Below are 16,776 nucleotides of genomic sequence, written 5' to 3' on the forward strand. Positions count from 1 at the left end.
CGCCCGCAGGAGGAGGGACGACTCGCCTACCGGGAGCCCTCCTCCTGCGGCTCCGCTCGCGCGTCGACGATCCGCTCGAAGAAGAACTCGTGCTTGAGGAAGGAGACGTCGTACTCATGACCCGGGTACGGCGGGATCAGCTGAGCGGCCTGGATCAGCCGCCAGCCCGCCCGGAGCGCCGCCACCCCCGACTCGTACGGCGGCTCGTCGCCGTCGCCCGTGGTCGGCGACGTGCGGCCCGTGCCGTCGTACAGCGACCAGCCCACGACATGGGCGTCCAGCGCCGAGGTGGCCAAGTACAGGACCAGCACCTGCTGCCGCAGCACCGGCGCGGCGCCTTGCGCCCGCTCGGGGAGGATCGCTCCGGTCGTCATGCCTGTGCCTCCGCGGGGCGGTTGGAGACCCTGGTCACCCAGTGGTCGAGGTCGAAGTCCTCGTCGCCGGTCAGCACCCGCCACAGCAGGATGCGGTTGTACCGCTCCAGCCGGCCGGTCGCCCCCTCGTACCACGGGAACATCGTGTCCAGCTCCGCCGCCACCTGTGGGTCGTCGAGGTCCGAGGTGTTCCACAGGCGCTGTTGACGCACCCTGGGATTGAAGCGGATCTTGAACATGTAGCGCATCGCGTCGCTGTCGTTGCGCCGGCCCCCGTGCCAGAGACCGTGGTGCAGAAACACCACCGTCCCGGCCGGGCAGACCAGTCGGTCCTGGCCGCGCAGGTTCTGGTAGCGGCCGGTGTCGGACTCATTGATCCGCCGGAGGTGGCTGCCCGGCACGGTGAGCGTTCCGCCCATCTCCAGCGTCACCGCCTGCGGAAAGTACATCAACTGCACGTCGAAGGCGTCCGGCCGGACGTCGATGATGGCGTCCCCGTGCAGCGGCTGCGCTTCGCCGCCGTGAGGCTCCCGGGTGTGCACGAAGTGATGGTCCACCCACGGCTCCGGGCCCACGAGGCTGTGCAGGGTCCCTGCCACCTGCGGCAGCTCCAGCAGCCGATGGACGAAGGATCCCTCCGCATAGGCCTCGGACAGCGGCGTCCCGTACCGCACCGGCGGCACACCTTCGGCCAGTACCGCCAAGCCCTCGGTGTTCATTTCGGCGGGGACCGCCGCGTCCAGTCGCAGCGACCCGCGCGCCACGAACCGCGCCATCCACACGGAATCGAGTAGTTCTTGTCTGTTCTTCACGACGTTCACGCTAGGCCCGCCGGCCGCGCGCCGCGTGGGCCACGTTCACCCTCCAGTGGTCGATTCTCACCACGGTGCCCGGCACGCGGGCTCGAGGGTCGCGACCCCGAAGCGGGCTTGCGGGCACAGTGGTAGAACAGGTGACCATGCGCACGGCCCTCGCCCACCTTGACGAGCCCCCGGCTCTCGCCGCCGTCGGCATCGGCGTGCACGGGCCGGGCGGACAGGTGGACGTGTTCTCACTGCCGGACCTCTGGCAGCTCCATCTGTACGACTACGAGGCCGACTTGACGGTGAATGGCACTCCGTACGCGATCCGCCCCGGCCGGGTCAGCCTCGTTCCGCCCGGAGCCGAGGTCCGCTATCACTACCGCGGCCGCTCCCCCCACCTCTACGTGCACCTCCGCCTGGGCTCAGGCGGAATCCCCCGCCAGGTTCCGGTGGTCCAGGACGCCGGCCCCGATCTCGCCCTGCTCACCGCCCAGTTCCAGCAGGCGTTGGCCGCCTGGCCGAACACCCCGGCACGGGCCGCTGCCGAGGTGTGGGCCGCCCTGTGGCGGGTCGCCCAGCTCGCCCCTCCGAGGGAGCGGAACGCACGGGCCGTTCATCCGGCGGTCGCAGCCGCCGTGGCCCTCGTCGAGGCACGGCTGGGGCAGCCGCTGAGGGTGCCGGACATCGCGGCGGCGGTCGGCGTCTCCCACAACCACCTGACGCGGCTCTTCCGCGCCGCGACGGGGGAGACGGTCGTCGGCTACATCCGGGCCCGGCGCATGGAACGGGCGCGCCACTTCCTGCAGGCCACCACGCTCTCCGTCCCCGCCGTCGCCGCGTCGGTCGGCATTCCCGACCTGCAGGCGTTCAACAAGGCCTGCCGCCGCGCACTCGGAGCCTCTCCGCGCGGCATCCGCGGCGCCCAGCCCCCTTCCCCGCACTCCCCCGCCCCGTGAGCGGACCCTTCGGCAACCTTTTCGCATCCTGCGGCAACCCATTCGCATCCGGCGGCAACCAAGGAGTGCACCTCGACCCGAATCTTCGAACGGACGGACATGCAGACTGCACGGCAGGCCGCGCGGCAGCGCAGGCACAGACACAGGCTGATGGTGGGAACGACGGTGGCGCTGACCACCGCGGGCGTCCTCGTCTGCCTGGTGACAGCCATGCTCCCCGGCCCCAAGGCCGAGGCCGGGGCCGGCGTGGCCGCACCACCCGCCGCCACCCGGGCGGGAGTCGCGCCCGCGGCCCCGACGAGCCCCGCGCCCCCGGCGTCCGGCTCGCCCGCTGCGGAGACCCCGGCCCCCGCGACCGCCACCGCCGTCGGCACGACCAGCGCGGCGCCGCAGCCTTCGGCGAAGGCAACCCCACCGGCGGCGTCCAACCCGGAACCGTCGCCGGGACGCATCCAGCCCGGGACCACCTACAAGGGCGTCGCCACCGCCTACGCCGCCGCCGACGGCAACGGCGCCTGCCTGTTCGGCCCGAGCGACGATCTCATGATCGCGGCGATGAACACCACCGACTACGAGTCGTCCAGGGCGTGCGGCGCGTACGTGCGCGTCCGCGCCGCGAACGGCGCCTCGATCACCGTCCGGATCACCAACGAATGCCCGCTGCCCTGCGCACCCGGACAACTGGACCTCAGCGAACAGGCCTTCGCGAAACTGGCCGATCTCAAGGCCGGCCGTGTCCCGATCACCTGGACCCTGCTGAGCCCCCGCACGTCCGACACCCTCTCCCTCCGGTACAAGACCGGGTCCAGCCCCCACTGGTGCGGCATCCAGGTGATCGACCACCGGAATCCGGTCGCACGACTGGAGGTACGCACCGGAAAGGGCTGGCAGAGACTGCCCCGTACCGACTACAACTACTTCCTCTCCGTCGACGGCAGCGGATGCGGCGGCGCGATAAGGATCACCGACATCTACGGAGAGCAGCTGACGGTCGACGGGACCGCGCTGCTGCCGAACGTCGCACAACCGACCCGCGTCCAGTTCGCCGCGCACTGAAACCGGACGCTGCGGGGTAGCGGAGCCGGGGTACGCCGCATCGGAGCGCCCTGGCCGACCGGGCACTGGTACGCTGCCGCTCGGATGTTAACGCACACATTTGCGAAGGGGACGACCAACGGACATGGTCCTCGATGACGCGTCCGCGGAGTTCCACGACTTCTTCGAACGCCACTACGCCGAACTCGCCCGGTTCGCCCATCTCCTGACGGGCGAGGCGGACGGCGCCGACGATCTGGCCGCGGACGCCCTGATCGCACTGTGGCAGCGCTGGGACCGGCTGCGCCAGGCCGAGTACCCGCTCGCCTACGCCCGTGGCGTGGTCGCCAACCTGGCGCGGTCACGGATCCGCAGCGCGGTTCGCGAGCGCCGCCGGATCGCCCTGTTCTGGTCCCGCGGTGTGGAGCCGCTGGACGGTCCGGACGTGGCCGCCGTGGTGGACGTGCGTACGGCTCTCGCCCGGTTGCCGTTCCGGAAGCGGACCTGCGTGGTCCTGCGGCACGCCTTCGACCTGTCGGAGAAGGACACCGCTCTGGCGCTCGGAATATCGGTCGGTACGGTGAAGAGCCAGACCTCGAAGGGGATGGCCGAGCTGGAACGGATGCTGGGCAGCACAGGAGCGGCCGGGGAACTGTTGGCGGGGAGGAGGAGCCGTTGAACGAGGAACTCACCGGGCGGCTGCGCGCGGCCGCCGAGGCCCACCAGCCCGACCGTGCCCGGATCCTGGCACGCGTGGAACGCGGCATGTCCGGCGCCCCCGTCCGTCACCGCGAGTCTTCGCGCGCGAGGTCTTGGCCCAGGATCGCACTCGCCTCCCTCGCCGCGGCCGGCACTCTGGCCGTCGGTGGTTTCGCCGTCGCCGCCATCGTCCAGTCCCCGCCGGCCCAGCCGGACGTCTCGGCCACCCCCGCCGCGCCGTCCGCGCCGTCCGGGAATCCCCGGTCGACACCGTCGACACGGTCGACACCATCGGCGCCCGCCACCGGCCGCCCGACCACACCGGACCGTTCGTCCCCGACGGGCCCCAGCCCTTCGGCGTCAGGCGCCACGGGCTCGGCGCAGCCCGGCGGCGCGCACGTCCAGGAAGGGCCTCTGTCGTCGGCCGGCTCCTTGGGCGCGAACAGCAACACCTTCTGGACGCAGAGCAACATCACCCTCAAGTCCACCCAGCCGCTCACCGCACTCACCGTGGAACTGCGCATCAGGCAGACCGGCGCAGTGCAGAGCACCGGCAGCTGGCGGACGATGCCCGCCGAGGATTTCACCGTCACGGTGCAGCACGAGGACGGAGCGGTGGTCTACCGCTGGATCCTCAAGCCGGGCCGTACGGTACCGGCCGGACAGCATGTCTTCGCCGGCCAGTACAACCACGCCGCCGGCGAGCGCGAGGCCGAGCACGACGGCTACCGCGTCGACGCCAACGGTCCCCGCGGCACGCTCTCGGTCTGGGGCGGCTTCCCGCCGGCACGATGAGGCCGTGCCGCTTAGCCGGCCCGTGGGTGGAACGGCGCGGACCGCCGCCCGCCGCTTTCCACGGTGCTTCACCGATACAAGTTCGACCGATCCGTCCGCGTAGGAGACCACTAAGTCTTCGTGCCACTCGCACACCACCGACTCGACAACGTCCTGAGTGACCAGCGCAAGGCACATCTGGGCGGCGACCTCGGCCTGGTAGCGATAGTTGCCCAGAGCGTCCGACCCAGAATCCTCCAGCGGCGCCATGCGGAAGATCCGATGAACGAACTCTTCGTCAGACTCTTCGTCCTCGAAGCCCTCTGCCGACTCGGCCACATCCGCATCCACCACCCCCACCCCCATCCCACCGCCGGAGACACGGCCACAAGGCCAGCGGCGGAAGATCACCACAACCACCACAGCAACCGTGCGCTCCGTAACTACTCGATCACAGCCAAAGGGCAACGATCGAGCAGGAGGGCCGCAACACACCCCCGGAGGCGGCGCCCAGGAGCGTCTACCCCCGCACGCGCGGGAGCCCGCCGCGCCGCTCGTCGCAGCCGACCTCAATGTCCGTCGAACACCCGCGGGAGCTCCCCGTCCCCATCGGGCAGGGCCAGGGTGACCGTGCCGTCCGTCCCGTACCCGCATGAGTCCACCGGTCTGCGCGGAGGCCACACTCGCGGGAGTCCGCCGTCCTGCAAGATCGCGTGGGCCAGTTCGCTGAGGACGTCCCACATCCGCGGGAGTCCACCGGCTTGCTCCAGCCGGTCGCCCTCATGAGCGAAGTCCGTCCCGTACCCGCGGGAGTCAAGCGTGCTAGGCCAGCCCGTCAATCGTCGCGCAGACCGCCCCGCCGCCGACGGGATGACAACATCACTTTGTCGCCTATCCACAAGCCTCACGCAACGCGGATCGCGGCTGCAGGCCGCACCACCGCCCGCCGGACTCCCTGAAAGCGGAACGCAGACCGCAGCCACACGCGACCCGCGTCCACGCCGACATCAGCACAGCTCAGCGCGTTCTCCCCCTAGGCTTCAGGCGAGTTGGGGGGAGCTCCGGAGCAGGAATCGGAAGACCGTCGTAGCCCTTGACCTCACCGAAGCGGCTGCCGTTCATCCACGCATCACGCGCCTCTGCGATATCCTCCTGGGACCGTCCGATCCAGTTCCAGAACATCACGATCTCCTCCTCGAACGGCTCGCCGCCCAGCAGCATCAGGCCGGCGTCCGAGGTCGCGCGCAGGGGGAGGTCCGTGCGGCCGCAGCCGAGGTAGAGCATGGAGCCCGGGAGGACCGGGACGCCGTCGACGTGGGCCTCGCCGGACATCGACAGGACCGCGTACTCGAAGTCCGGGTCCAGCGGGAGCCGGGTCTGCGTGCCCGCCGCCAGGGTCAGGTCCGCGCCGACGATCGGGCTGTACGTGGATCCGGGCGAGGTCGCCGTGTCCAGCGTGCCCAGGATGACGGTCGCGGCCAGGCCGGGGGCGGTGACCAGTGGGAGCTCCGCGTGGTGCTGGAAGTGCGGGTCCACGTCGCGGTGGGCGTCCGGGAGGGCCACCCACAGCTGCGCGCCGTGCAGGAGGCGGGGGTGCGGGCTCGGGCTCTCCTCGGAGTGGCTGATGCCGCGCCCGGAGGTCATCAGTCCGAGCTCGCGCGGGCGGATCGTCTCCAGGCTGCCGACGCTGTCGCGGTGCAGTACCTCGCCCTCGTGGAGCCAGCTGACGGTCTGCAGTCCCGAGTGGGGATGGGGGGCCACCTGCATGCCGGGCTCGTCCGCGATGTCGTCCGGGCCGTAGTGGTCGACGAAGCACCAGGCGCCGACCATCCGGCGGCCCAGGTTCGGCAGGAGGCGGCGTACCTCGGTGGACTCACCGAGCTTGACGGTGCGCGGGCTCAGGAGCTCGCGCACGGGCTCGGCCACGACGAATCCGCGGCCGCCGCAGGTGGAGAGCGCGGGCTGGCGATCGAGATTGCTCATACGGCACAACTTAGTCCCGGCGCGGTCGCCGCTGCCCTCGGAATGTTCAACCGGATCCCCGTGTTGGAGGAGGCTGACACAGCACCTGAACGGCGGAAGGGATCCGAATGGACGCGCGGCAGGGCTACCTGGAGCACGGGACCGCGGCCGAGCGCTGGGACCGCGGCCGGCTGTTCTTCGAGGCCAAGGAGTACGCGAAGGCCGCCCTGGTCCTGGACGGCGTAGCCGCCGAGGCCCCCGAGCTGCTGGCGCCCCGGCTGCTGCTGGCCCGCGCCTACTACCACTCCGCCCAGCTCTCCCGGGCCGAGGACGAGCTGCGCGCCATCCTGGAGCGGTGGCCCGTGGAGGACTATGCGCAGCTCATGCTCGGCCGGACCCTGGAGCGCCGGGGCCGGGCCGCCGAGGCGGCGCCGTACCTGCGGATCGCCGCGGCGATGGCCGGGGACTTCCCGGAGTAGGCCCCGGTAGGTCCCGGTAGTTCCCGGACCGGGCCCCGGTGATTGCGGAGTAACACACTCCGTCGGCCGCTCCCCGGCCCCGCCCATGCGGGACCGGGGCGGCCCCTCGGTTAGCCTGGGGGCAATATGAACCGTCTGACCACGCCCTTCGGCTCCTTCGAGCTCGCCCGCTTCCCCGAGGACCCGCGCGACCGGCTCCGCGCATGGGACGCCGCCGACGAGTACCTGCTGCGCCACCTCGAATCCGGTACGGGCGAACGCGGCCCGGTGGATCTGGCCGGCGCCGGGCAGATCACCGTGATCGGGGACCGTTGGGGGGCGCTGACGACGGCGCTGGCCGACCACCACCCCACGCAGATCACCGACTCCAGCCTGACCCGTTCCGCCACCGCGGCCAACCTGGACCGCAACGGCATCGGGACGAGCAAGAGCACCGTCACGCTGCTGACCACGCAGGACGCGCCGCCGGAGCGGATCGACGTACTCCTGGTGCGCGTCCCCAAGAGCCTGGCGCTGCTGGAGGACCAGCTCTACCGGCTGGCCCCGCACGTGCACGCCGGGACCGTCGTCGTGGGCACCGGCATGGTGAAGGAGATCCACACCTCCACCCTGCGGCTCTTCGAGAAGATCCTCGGCCCGACCAAGACCTCGCTGGCCGAGAAGAAGGCCCGGCTGATCTTCTGCACGCCCGGGAACCCCGGCGCGGCGCACCCCACGACCGCCGGGCCGTGGCCGGTGACGTACACGGTGGACCAGGAGGCGGGATCGGGCTCCGGTCTGACCGCCGTCAACCACGCCGGGATCTTCTGCGCCGACCGGCTGGACGTCGGCACCCGCTTCTTCCTCCAGAACATCCCGACCAACACGGACGGAGCCCGCGTCGTCGACCTGGGCTGCGGCAACGGCATCGTCGGCACGGCGGTCGCGGTGGCCGACCCGGACGCCGAGGTCGTCTTCACGGACGAGTCGTACCAGGCGGTGGCCTCGGCCAAGGCGACGTACCGCGCGAACGTGCAGGGCCGGCTGGACCGGGCCGAGTTCCTCGTCGGGGACGGTGTCGCGATGCTGCCGCCCGGGTCGGTGGACTTGATCCTCTGCAACCCGCCCTTCCACTCCCACCAGGCGACGACGGACGCGACGGCGCTGCGCATGTTCGCGCAGTCGCGCAAGGCGTTGCGTCCGGGCGGCGAGCTGTGGGTGGTCGCCAACCGCCACATGGGCTATCACACGCACCTGCGGCGCCTCTTCGGCAACAGCGAAGTGACCGCGAGCGAACCGAAGTTCGTGGTCCTGCGGGCGGTCAAGCGCGAACAGCCCCGTGGTGACAGCCGCAACGAGGGCCGTGGCGAGGGCCGTGGCGAGCACCGGGTCGAGCACCGCGGGCAGTGACCCGCGCGCGGCCCGGCCCGCGACGCACCATGTGACCTGCCGGTACACCCGCCGGTAGGTCCCCCGGTTCGTCCTACACTCGCCGCGTGAGCAGCCAAGTGGACCAAGCGGAGCAGGCGGAGACCGAAGAGCGGGCGGACGGGAGTACCGCCGGGAGCGCGGACACGACCGCCTCCCGGCGCTACCGCCGGGAGGACGTGGCCCGCGCGGCCGGGGTCAAAGTGCGCAACCTGCGCTACTACCAGGAGCGCGGGCTGCTTCCGCCACCGCGCCGGGAGGGCCGGATCGCCTGGTACTCCGACGACCACCTCACCCGACTGCGCCTGATCAGCGACCTGTTGGGGCGCGGCTACACCGTCAACGGCATCGCGGAGCTGCTGGCCGCCTGGGAGCAGGGTGGCGGGATATCCCAACTGCTGGGCCTTGAGCGGGAGATGACCCGCGATTGGGAGCAGGAGGAGTCGGTCTCCATGTCACGGGCCGAGCTGCGCGAGCTGTTCGGCCCGACGGCTTCCCCCGAGGACACCCGGCGGGCGGCCGAGTTGGGCTACGTGACCATCGACGGGGACCTGGTCACGCACCGCAGCCGGCGCCTGCTGGAGGCGACGACGACGCTGGTACGGGCGGGGGTGCCGCTCGGGGAGGTCCTGGACGCGGGGGACTTCGTACAGGCGCAGGCGGCCGCGGTCGCGGACCGCTTCGTCGGGCTGTTCCGGATGCACGTGATCGGCGCGGAGGGCCTGGAACATCTTTCGGCCACGCGGCTGCGGCACATCACGGAGGCGGTGGCGGCGCTGCGTCCGCTGGCGGGCGGGGTCGTGGCCGCGGAGTTCGCGCGGGCGATGGCCCACCGGGTGGATGCCGAGGTCGCGGAGCTGCTGCGCAGCGAGACTCCCGGGGCGTAACCGGTCAGTAGGAGTCGGCTGAAAAGGCACTCTCGAGCAACCTTGCCAACCCCCATTGGCACTCTTACATTCAACTCGTCGGTAACAACGGTGCACAGCCGAACACAAGGGACGATCTCATGGCAGATTCCCCGAAGTTACCCGAAAGCTCCGGCGAGGAGAGCGGCGAGAGAGCCGTTGGCGCGGGCCGCGTCCGCTGGCGCCGGTTCGCCGTACTGACCGTCCCGGCCATCGCCGTGACCGCCGGCCTCGGCATCGCCCTCGCCCAGGGCGCGCTGGCCGCCTCCTTCGCGGTATCGGGGCAGCAGTTCAAGGTGTCGGCCAAAAGCCTGGAAGGCGAGGGCTTCGCCCAGTACGGAAGCGTCGACGTCAACGCCCGCGAGGAGCTCATCCCGGTGGCGGTCACCGCCATCAGGGAAGCCAAGCTCAACAGCCTCTGCCAGTCGGTGGTCACCTCCCTCCCGATCATCGGCGACATCTCGCTCAACCTGACCGCCGGCCAGAAGACCCCCGTCGAGGCCAGCAACCTCTTCGTGGATGCCACCCAGCTCTCCGGCGACGCGGTCTTCACCAACATCGAGATCGGCCGGGACGCCTCCACCCTCGACAAGGGGCCGGCGGACGCGGTGGGCATGCAGGACCTGTTCGCCCAGCAGGCCGACACCGTCAGCATCACCGATCTCCACCAGACGGCCTGGGCCACCAACGCGGGCACCTTCAAGCTCTCCGGGCTGAACATGAACATCAGCAAGGGCAAGAAGGAATGCTTCTGAGCCGCTGGCGGCGATGGCGGCGCGGCCGGCCGTTCTGGGGCGGGCTCTTCGCCATCCTCGCCGGGGCCGAGATCTGCGCCCTGCCGCTCGCGCCGCTGAAGATCATGCTGCAGCAGGGAGTGGCGGGGATCCCGTCCGTCCTGATGGGCATCGTCATGATCGTGCTCGGCCTCACCGCCTGGTTCTCGCCGCCCCAGCGCGCTCTGGCCGGCGTCCTCACCACCCTCATCGCCACCGTCGCGCTGGTCCTGTCGAACCTCGGCGGGTTCCTGATCGGCACCCTGCTCGGCATCCTCGGCGGCGGCCTGATGTTCGCCTGGCAGCCGTACGCCGCCTCGCGCACCGGCGCCGCACGGGACGCGGAGCCGCCCGGGCCCCGGGCCGAGTCCGTTCCCCCGCACGAGCCCGAACCCGAGAACGCCGCGCTCCCGTCCCCCAAGGTCACCCCCACGACCGCCCCTGCCCTCTCCCCCGCTCCCTCACCGCACCACGATCCCCAAGGAGCACAGCCATGAGCCGTACCCGCACGACCCTCGCGCTCGCCGCGGCCACCGCGGCCGGAGCCCTGTCCCTTGCCTCGGTCTCCGCCACCGCCGCGCCCTTACCCCTGGCCGGGTCGACCACCGTCACCCCGGCCGGGCACGCTTTCAAGGCCACGCTGAGCGGCAAGGCCACCCTCAAAGCCGGTTCGGTGACGGTCAGTTGTACGGTCTCCGTCTCCACCGGGGCGGTGCCGGCCGCCCCCGGCAACAACAACCCGGCCGGTCCCGTCTCCTCCCCGATCTCACCCCCCACGTACAGCTCCTGCACCTCCAGCGTGTGGGGCGTGACCCCCACGGTCACCACCAGCGGCGCCTGGTCGGTGTCCATGCAGAACGGCTCCCCCATCACCGCCACCATGACCGTGCCGACGGGCGGGCTCGTCGTGCACACCACCGGTCTGGCGACCTGCACGGTCACCGCGGCCCCCTCCGGCCCCGCGAACGTCGCCGGGACCTGGACGAACGGCGCCCCGCCGAGCCTGACCTTCACCAACGCCTCGGTGCCGGTCACGGTCACCGGCGGCTTCGGCTGCCCGACGAGCGCGACCTCGTCCACCTTCAACGCCGTGTACAAGGTCACCGACACCACCGACCCGACGCAGCAGATCACCGTCGGCCCCTGACGGCCCGCCGCGTCCCGCACGAAGGCCCGCCGGCCCCGGAGAGATCCGGGGCCGGCGGGCCCGCGTCGTGAGCCGAAGACGGCTCAGCGGTGGCCGGGGAACTCCACCACCTGCTGATAGGTGGGCCGGTTCTGCCAGTTGATCTGCGGGTGGGCCAGGCCGCCCACCGGTCGCTGCACGATCGAGTCCGCGCACCACTGGTTGCCCGCGGCGCAGGTCCCGTCCGCCGGGTACACGGCGGCGGGCGTGGCGGCGGCGGCCTGCTTCAGCGTCGCCGTCATGACGTCCCGGCACCCGGAGAGGGTGCCGCCGCCGCAGTACGCCCGGGCCAGCGGTCCGGACACCGGGCGGCCGAGCACCGTACGCAGGTCCTTGTCGGCGTAGCTCCACCAGCCGTATTGGAAAGCCGATCCGGCGTGCGAACCGGTGGGCCCGTGGCCCGCGTTGGGCGCCTCGTCGACGGTCAGGGAGGCGCGCAGGACGTCGTAGAGCGGGGTTCCGAGGCCGGGCTTGAACTCGGCTTCGACGAGCAGCGGCCACCAGGCGTCCATGATCCGGATGGCGTCGGCATGCGCGTAGGCCTTCGAACCGGGCGCGGTCTCCTTGCGCTTGGAGCCCGCCGCCTGCCAGGCGGACAGCTTGTCGATCGCGGCGCCGACGGCCGGATCGGTGGTGGGCGCGCTGCGCAGCACCGCGAGCGATTCGGGCAGCAGGTTCTCGGCGCGCAAGTCGGTGACCGCGGCCTCCGCCATGGCCTGGGTGAGCTTGGCCCGGGTCACGCCGCCCGCCGCGACGAGCGTCTTGACGCGCTGGTCGAGGAGGTCCCCGCGGTGGACGGAGCCCATCCCGAAGCCGGCCGCGCCGTAGTCCTTGGCCTGCTTGTTGTTCCAACTGATGTAGTAATCCTGGCCCATGGACTGCGGGTGCTCGGCGGACGGGGTGTAGACGGCGGTGTTGGCGGCCGGGTCGAAGCCCTGCCACTCGTACTGCTGCTTCGCCTGCACGGGGAGCGCGGCGTCGACTCCGGGCGCCCGGACCGGGTTCGACCCGCTGTTGTAGTAGGCCGCTTCGCGCGAGTCGGCGTAGAACCAGTTGAAGGCGTAGCCGATGTGCTGGGCCGCCTCCTGGAAGGTGCGGGCGTCCTTCACGTAGGAGGGGTCGTTCAGCATCTGGAAACCGATGATCGAGTCGGCCTCGTGGCGGTAGGTGGAGCGCAGCGCGGTGTAGGCCACGGGCTTGCCCGCGACGGTCGCGCGGTGCGTGACGATGCCGTATTGGGTGCGCCAGACCCGCATCCGGTAGGAGCCGTTCGGCGTGGAGTCGGCGACGGACGACTTCCAGGCGTTGGTGTGCTCCAGCTTCTCCATGGGCGTGCAGGTGCCACGGTAGAGGTAGGACGTGCTCGCCTTGGTGGGGGCGTCGCCGCCCGGCTCGCACAGCTCGACGGCGAAGGTGTCGGTGATGTCCTGGCCGGCGGAGGTGGCGCTCCAGGCGTAGTCCTGGCCGCGGCCCAGCTGTACGTACATGCTGACGCCGGCGAAGGAGGCGCCGCGTGCGCTGATGCCGGGGCCCTGGAGCTCCTGGAGCATGAGGAGTTGAGGGGCGAGGTAGCCGGTCTGCGGGCCGAAGACGGCAACCGGGCGGCTGCTCGCCGTCTTCGCGCCGGAGACGAGCAGGGCGTTGGACATGCTCTGCTTCATCAGCTTGGGCGGGTCGGCCGCGGCGGCGGTCGCGGCCGCGCCCGTACGGTCGTACACGAGCTGTTCGGCGGTGACCGAGCCGGCGTCGGGCAGGGCCGTGCCCTGCGGGTTCGCGGGCTTCTGGGCGTAGGGGAAGCTCGCGCCGTCGTGCACCGTGAGCACGGCTTCCGGGTCCTCGCGCTCGCGGAAGGACTCCCAGACGCGGGTGCCCTCCTCCAGGCCGTACTTCTGCTGCGCGGACAGCAGGGAGAGCGCGGCCTGCACCTCGCCGCCACCGCCGCCGCCGAACAGGCCGCCGACGACGGAGGCGAGGGCGATCAGGTCGGTGAGCTTGAAGGGCTGGATCTCACCGGCGTTGGTGATGGAGTTGATGTGGCCGGTCAGCACGTACTCGCCGGGGAAGTAGCGGCCGTTCTTGGACTGGACGCGGTAGGCGTTGATGCCGTCGATGTAGGCCTGGGCATCCTCCATCGCGAGCCGCCCGCGCTCGCCCTCGGTGGTCCGGATCCGGTCCACCTGGGCCTGGAGGTCCGCCTCGGTGTACGGGGCCTGCGGCCAGAACTGCTGCTCCAGCCCCTGGTTGGCGACGGCGCCGCCCGCGAAGGGGGTGAGGTCGCCGCGGCCGACGTGGCGGAAGAGGTCCATCTGCCAGAGCCGGTCCTGGCCGGCGGCGTAGCCCGCGCCGAAGGAAGTGCCGTACCGGGTGGTGCCCTTGATGTGCGGGACGCCGGTCTTCTTGTCCCGGGTGATGGTGACGTCGGGGCGAGGGCTGGTGGTGGATTCGACCTGGTCGCCGGGGACGCCGAAGGAGGCGTCGTTGAAGAAGTCGTTGACCTTGGCGTCGGTGAGGCCCGGATAGCCGGCCACCAGGGAATCGTAGCGCGCCAGTTGGTCGGAGGCATGGGCGGGCATGGAGCCGAACGCCTTGTGCGCGAGGATCTGGGCGAGGGTGGCGTTGCCGCTCTGCCCGGGCGGCAGGATGTCGGCGCACTGCTGTCCGCAGTAGTCGGCGATGGGCAGCGGCACCGGCACATCGGCCCCGGCGGCGGACGCGGCCGGGGTCGACAGGGCCGCGCCGAGGGCGATGAGCGCGGTGGCGGCGGCAGTTCTGATGCGGGTGGTGGGGCGTCGCATACGTGCTCCTCCGTGGGGGGCAGGAACCGGTCACGGGGAGGGTACTGGGAGGACTACTTCTCAGTAAGATGAACGACCGTCACTTTTTGTGGAGCGAAAAGCCGTTGCATCGGGGCGCGGCCGCGGGCGAAGCTCCGTGACATGTCACAAAGCCCCGTAGAAAGTCATGCCCGCGCGCAACGCGGCGTCGCCGACCTCTTCACCGCCGGCGGCCGCCTCGCGGCCATCCCGCGCAAGGCGGCCCGCCGCGCGCAGCTGCTCGTCCACCTCACCGAGACCCTCTTCGCGACGGACCGCGACTACACGGAGTCCGAGGTGAACCGGCTCTTGCTCACCGTCCACGAGGACTGCGCTGCGCTGCGGCGGTACCTGGTCATCGCCGGGCACCTCACCCGGACCCGCGACGGCGCCGGCTACCGGCGGGCCACGACCACCCGGTAGTGCGTCGTCAGACGCCCGTCCTCGCCGATGACGTGGAAGGCGACGGCGGGCGGCTCGTCCACGTGGATGTACTCGCTCGTACCGGACGCCGCCTCCCAGGGGAGCCGGGTCGTGGACACCACACCCGGCGCCACGAGCAGCGGCCGGCCCGCGAAGGTCGTCGCCGCGCCGGTGTGGGCGTGCCCGCACAGGAACGCGGTCAGGTGCGGGTGCCGCTCGGCGAGCGCCGCCAGCCGCTCCTCGCCGAACTGCCGGATCCGGTCCACGTACGGGATGTGCAGCGGGACGGGCGGGTGGTGGAAGGCGACCAGTACGGGCACCTCCCGCGGGGTCTCGGCGAGCACCCCGTCCAGCCAGCCGATCGTCGAGTCCTCCAGGTACCCCTGGTGCTCGCCGGGTACCGACGAATCGCACACCGCGAGGACGAAACCGTCGCCGCGCAGCACCTGGTCGACCGGGGCCGCGGACGGCCGCTCCTCCCCCAGCAGGCCGCGCCGGAAGGCGGCGCGGTCGTCGTGGTTGCCGGGGCAGACGACCAGCGGGTGCCGCGAGTCGAGGGCCTTGCGCGCCTCCTCGTACTCCTCGGCGGTCGCGTGATCGGCGATGTCCCCGCTGACCAGCACCGCGTCGAGCTCGTACGGGAGCGCCTCCAGGTACTCCATGACGGCGCGGGTCCGCTCGGCGGCCCGGCCGCCGCCGTCGAGGTGGACATCGCTGAGGTGCGCTATGACGATCACTGGCGGTGGCTCCTTCGGTCCGAGCCACAAATCTAACCGGGCTCGGCCGCGAAGGTGAGCCTCTCACCGAACACGGGGCCTGCGGCCTACGCCAGTTGCTCGCCGTCGGCCGGCGGGCCCGGACGGTGACGCCGCGCAACGCGGTCGAGGGCCGTTGGGCCCGGCTCGGGTACACGGCCCGCCACGGACGGCCCCCGGCCTTCGACGGCGACGACGTCTCTCAGGAGGCGGGCCGCACGGTGCGCATCCGCCCGTACGCGTACACGCACCCGGCGAGCGCGAGGTCCGACAGCAGCATGAAGCCGATCGAGTACGAGTCCTTCGCGCTGTAGATCGCACCCATCACCAGCGGGGGCACGAAGCCGCCGAGGCCGCCCATCGCTCCGACGATGCCCGTCACGCTGCCCACCTGCGGCTGTGGCGTCACCTGCGAGACCAGCGCGAAGACGCTGCCGCTGGCGGTCCCGAGTCCGGCCGCCATCAACAGCAGGGCGAGCGTGCCGACGGGGTTCATCGCCGGGTCGAATGCCTGCACGATCGCGAGGAGAGCCACCAGGACCAGAGCCGCGGCCGTGACCAGCGCCGGGTGGATCCGGTCCGACAGCCAGCCTCCGATGGGCCGGAAGACCACCGTGACCAGGGCGAAGCCCGCCGCCTTGGTGCCGGCGTCGGTCGCCGACAGGCCGTACCAGGTCTTCAGGTACGTCGGCAGGTACACCCCGAACGCGACGATCCCGCCGAACCCGATCGCGTACAGCGCGGCCAGCTCCCACGTCACCCGCAGGCGCCCCGCCGCGCGCAGTCGCGAGGCGAGCGAGGCCGTCGGCACGGGCCGGTCGGGCCGGTCCCTGAGCAGCAGGGCCGCCAGGGCGGCGTAGGCGGCGAGCGCCAGCGCCACCACGAGGAAGGGCAGGTCGGGGTCGTGCCTGGCGATGCGCGGTGTGAGGTACCCGGACAGCGCGACACCGCCCATGCCCATCCCGAACACCCCCAGCGCGAAGCCCCGCCGGTCGGGCGGAAACCAGGAGTTGACCAGCGGGATCCCGATCGCGAACGTCGTGCCGCCCAGACCCAGCAGGAAGCCGACCGCGAGCGTCAGACCGTAGCTGTCGCGTGCGGGGATCAGCAGGAGCACGGGCACGATGGTGAGCGCGGCCACCACCGGGAACATCAGCCTCGCCCCGTAGCGGTCGGTCAGCGCGCCCACCGGAATCCGCCCCAGCGACCCGACCAGCACCGGCACCGCGACGAGCAGCGACTGCTGGAACGAGGAGAGGCCGAGCCGGTCCTTGTAGTCACCGGCCAGCGGCGCGATCAGGTCCCACGCCCAGAAGGTGAGTGTGAACCCGACCGTCGCCAGGACCAGATTGCGGTACGCCGCACCCGAGGGCCGCGACGTCGACGTGGAGTCCATCCCGTCAGTCAAGACGCCGTGACTCCTCCCCGCCAT

Annotated in this window: 17 protein-coding genes and 1 pseudogene; 11 read left to right on the forward strand and 7 right to left on the reverse strand. The window is 71.5% G+C overall.

Annotation, left to right across the window (positions count from 1 at the left end; genetic code table 11):
- Positions 1 to 26 precede the first annotated feature (26 nt).
- On the reverse strand, positions 27 to 374 hold the full coding sequence (locus tag J7F03_RS31810; RefSeq protein WP_251072784.1) for a hypothetical protein: 348 nt from the start codon (positions 372 to 374) through the stop codon (positions 27 to 29).
- Positions 371 to 1,150, reverse strand: a complete 780-nt coding sequence (locus J7F03_RS31815) for a phytanoyl-CoA dioxygenase family protein (RefSeq protein WP_214955681.1) — start codon at positions 1,148 to 1,150, stop codon at positions 371 to 373. The genes J7F03_RS31810 and J7F03_RS31815 overlap by 4 nt, the downstream gene beginning before the upstream one ends.
- A gap of 182 nt (positions 1,151 to 1,332) precedes the next feature.
- On the opposite strand from J7F03_RS31815, the gene J7F03_RS31820 reads away from it, so the two are divergent.
- From J7F03_RS31820 to J7F03_RS31835, 4 genes are all read left to right on the forward strand, one after another.
- Positions 1,333 to 2,133, forward strand: coding sequence for a helix-turn-helix transcriptional regulator (locus J7F03_RS31820; RefSeq protein WP_214955684.1), 801 nt, complete (start codon positions 1,333 to 1,335; stop codon positions 2,131 to 2,133).
- A 150-nt stretch (positions 2,134 to 2,283) separates the two neighbouring features.
- Positions 2,284 to 3,189: an expansin EXLX1 family cellulose-binding protein gene (locus tag J7F03_RS31825; protein WP_251072785.1), complete on the forward strand. Its 906-nt coding sequence runs from the start codon at positions 2,284 to 2,286 to the stop codon at positions 3,187 to 3,189.
- 124 nt (positions 3,190 to 3,313) lie between these two features.
- Positions 3,314 to 3,847 (forward strand): SigE family RNA polymerase sigma factor, encoded by a 534-nt coding sequence (locus tag J7F03_RS31830; RefSeq protein ID WP_214955654.1) that lies wholly within the window; start codon positions 3,314 to 3,316, stop codon positions 3,845 to 3,847.
- A complete protein-coding gene (locus tag J7F03_RS31835) occupies positions 3,844 to 4,662 on the forward strand; it encodes a hypothetical protein (protein WP_214955656.1) in 819 nt (272 codons plus the stop codon). Before J7F03_RS31830 ends, J7F03_RS31835 begins: the two co-directional genes overlap by 4 nt.
- Positions 4,663 to 4,722: 60 nt before the next feature.
- Here the strand turns inward: J7F03_RS31835 and J7F03_RS42445 are convergent.
- Both J7F03_RS42445 and J7F03_RS31845 read right to left on the reverse strand, forming a co-directional pair.
- Positions 4,723 to 5,295 (reverse strand): annotated as a pseudogene (locus J7F03_RS42445) (dsDNA nuclease domain-containing protein); the annotation flags it as partial.
- Positions 5,296 to 5,658: 363 nt separating this feature from the next.
- Positions 5,659 to 6,624 (reverse strand): pirin family protein, encoded by a 966-nt coding sequence (locus J7F03_RS31845; protein ID WP_214955659.1) that lies wholly within the window; start codon positions 6,622 to 6,624, stop codon positions 5,659 to 5,661.
- Between the two features lie 107 nt (positions 6,625 to 6,731).
- On the opposite strand from J7F03_RS31845, the gene J7F03_RS31850 reads away from it, so the two are divergent.
- The 6 genes from J7F03_RS31850 to J7F03_RS31875 all read left to right on the forward strand — a co-directional run bounded on the left by J7F03_RS31850 (position 6,732) and on the right by J7F03_RS31875 (position 11,314).
- Positions 6,732 to 7,082 (forward strand): tetratricopeptide repeat protein, encoded by a 351-nt coding sequence (locus tag J7F03_RS31850; RefSeq protein WP_214955661.1) that lies wholly within the window; start codon positions 6,732 to 6,734, stop codon positions 7,080 to 7,082.
- 135 nt (positions 7,083 to 7,217) lie between these two features.
- Entirely contained in the window at positions 7,218 to 8,471 is a 1,254-nt protein-coding gene (locus J7F03_RS31855) for a methyltransferase (RefSeq protein WP_374104416.1), read from the forward strand.
- Positions 8,472 to 8,557: 86 nt separating this feature from the next.
- Positions 8,558 to 9,376 carry a MerR family transcriptional regulator gene (locus J7F03_RS31860; RefSeq protein ID WP_308380041.1) on the forward strand — a complete coding sequence of 273 codons (819 nt, stop codon included), beginning with the start codon at positions 8,558 to 8,560 and terminating at the stop codon, positions 9,374 to 9,376.
- 119 nt (positions 9,377 to 9,495) lie between these two features.
- A complete protein-coding gene (locus J7F03_RS31865; RefSeq protein ID WP_214955664.1) occupies positions 9,496 to 10,149 on the forward strand; it encodes a DUF6230 family protein in 654 nt (217 codons plus the stop codon).
- Positions 10,140 to 10,664 (forward strand): DUF6114 domain-containing protein, encoded by a 525-nt coding sequence (locus J7F03_RS41525; protein WP_251072786.1) that lies wholly within the window; start codon positions 10,140 to 10,142, stop codon positions 10,662 to 10,664. The genes J7F03_RS31865 and J7F03_RS41525 overlap by 10 nt, the downstream gene beginning before the upstream one ends.
- Positions 10,661 to 11,314 carry a hypothetical protein gene (locus tag J7F03_RS31875; protein ID WP_214955666.1) on the forward strand — a complete coding sequence of 218 codons (654 nt, stop codon included), beginning with the start codon at positions 10,661 to 10,663 and terminating at the stop codon, positions 11,312 to 11,314. The genes J7F03_RS41525 and J7F03_RS31875 overlap by 4 nt, the downstream gene beginning before the upstream one ends.
- 83 nt (positions 11,315 to 11,397) lie before the next feature.
- On the opposite strand, the gene J7F03_RS31880 is transcribed toward J7F03_RS31875, so the two are convergent.
- Positions 11,398 to 14,148 (reverse strand): penicillin acylase family protein, encoded by a 2,751-nt coding sequence (locus J7F03_RS31880; protein WP_214955668.1) that lies wholly within the window; start codon positions 14,146 to 14,148, stop codon positions 11,398 to 11,400.
- Positions 14,149 to 14,289: 141 nt separating this feature from the next.
- On the opposite strand from J7F03_RS31880, the gene J7F03_RS31885 reads away from it, so the two are divergent.
- Complete coding sequence (locus J7F03_RS31885; RefSeq protein WP_214955670.1) at positions 14,290 to 14,589, forward strand: DUF2087 domain-containing protein; 300 nt, start codon at positions 14,290 to 14,292, stop codon at positions 14,587 to 14,589.
- Here J7F03_RS31885 and J7F03_RS31890 read toward each other — a convergent pair.
- Together J7F03_RS31890 and J7F03_RS31895 are read right to left on the reverse strand one after the other, a co-directional pair.
- Positions 14,562 to 15,326 (reverse strand): phosphodiesterase, encoded by a 765-nt coding sequence (locus J7F03_RS31890; protein ID WP_214955672.1) that lies wholly within the window; start codon positions 15,324 to 15,326, stop codon positions 14,562 to 14,564. The genes J7F03_RS31885 and J7F03_RS31890 overlap by 28 nt on opposite strands.
- Positions 15,327 to 15,546: 220 nt before the next feature.
- A complete protein-coding gene (locus J7F03_RS31895; RefSeq protein ID WP_374104415.1) occupies positions 15,547 to 16,776 on the reverse strand; it encodes a nitrate/nitrite transporter in 1,230 nt (409 codons plus the stop codon).

It is taken from the genome of Streptomyces sp. ISL-43, assembly GCF_018614195.1.
GTDB lineage: Bacteria > Actinomycetota > Actinomycetes > Streptomycetales > Streptomycetaceae > Streptomyces.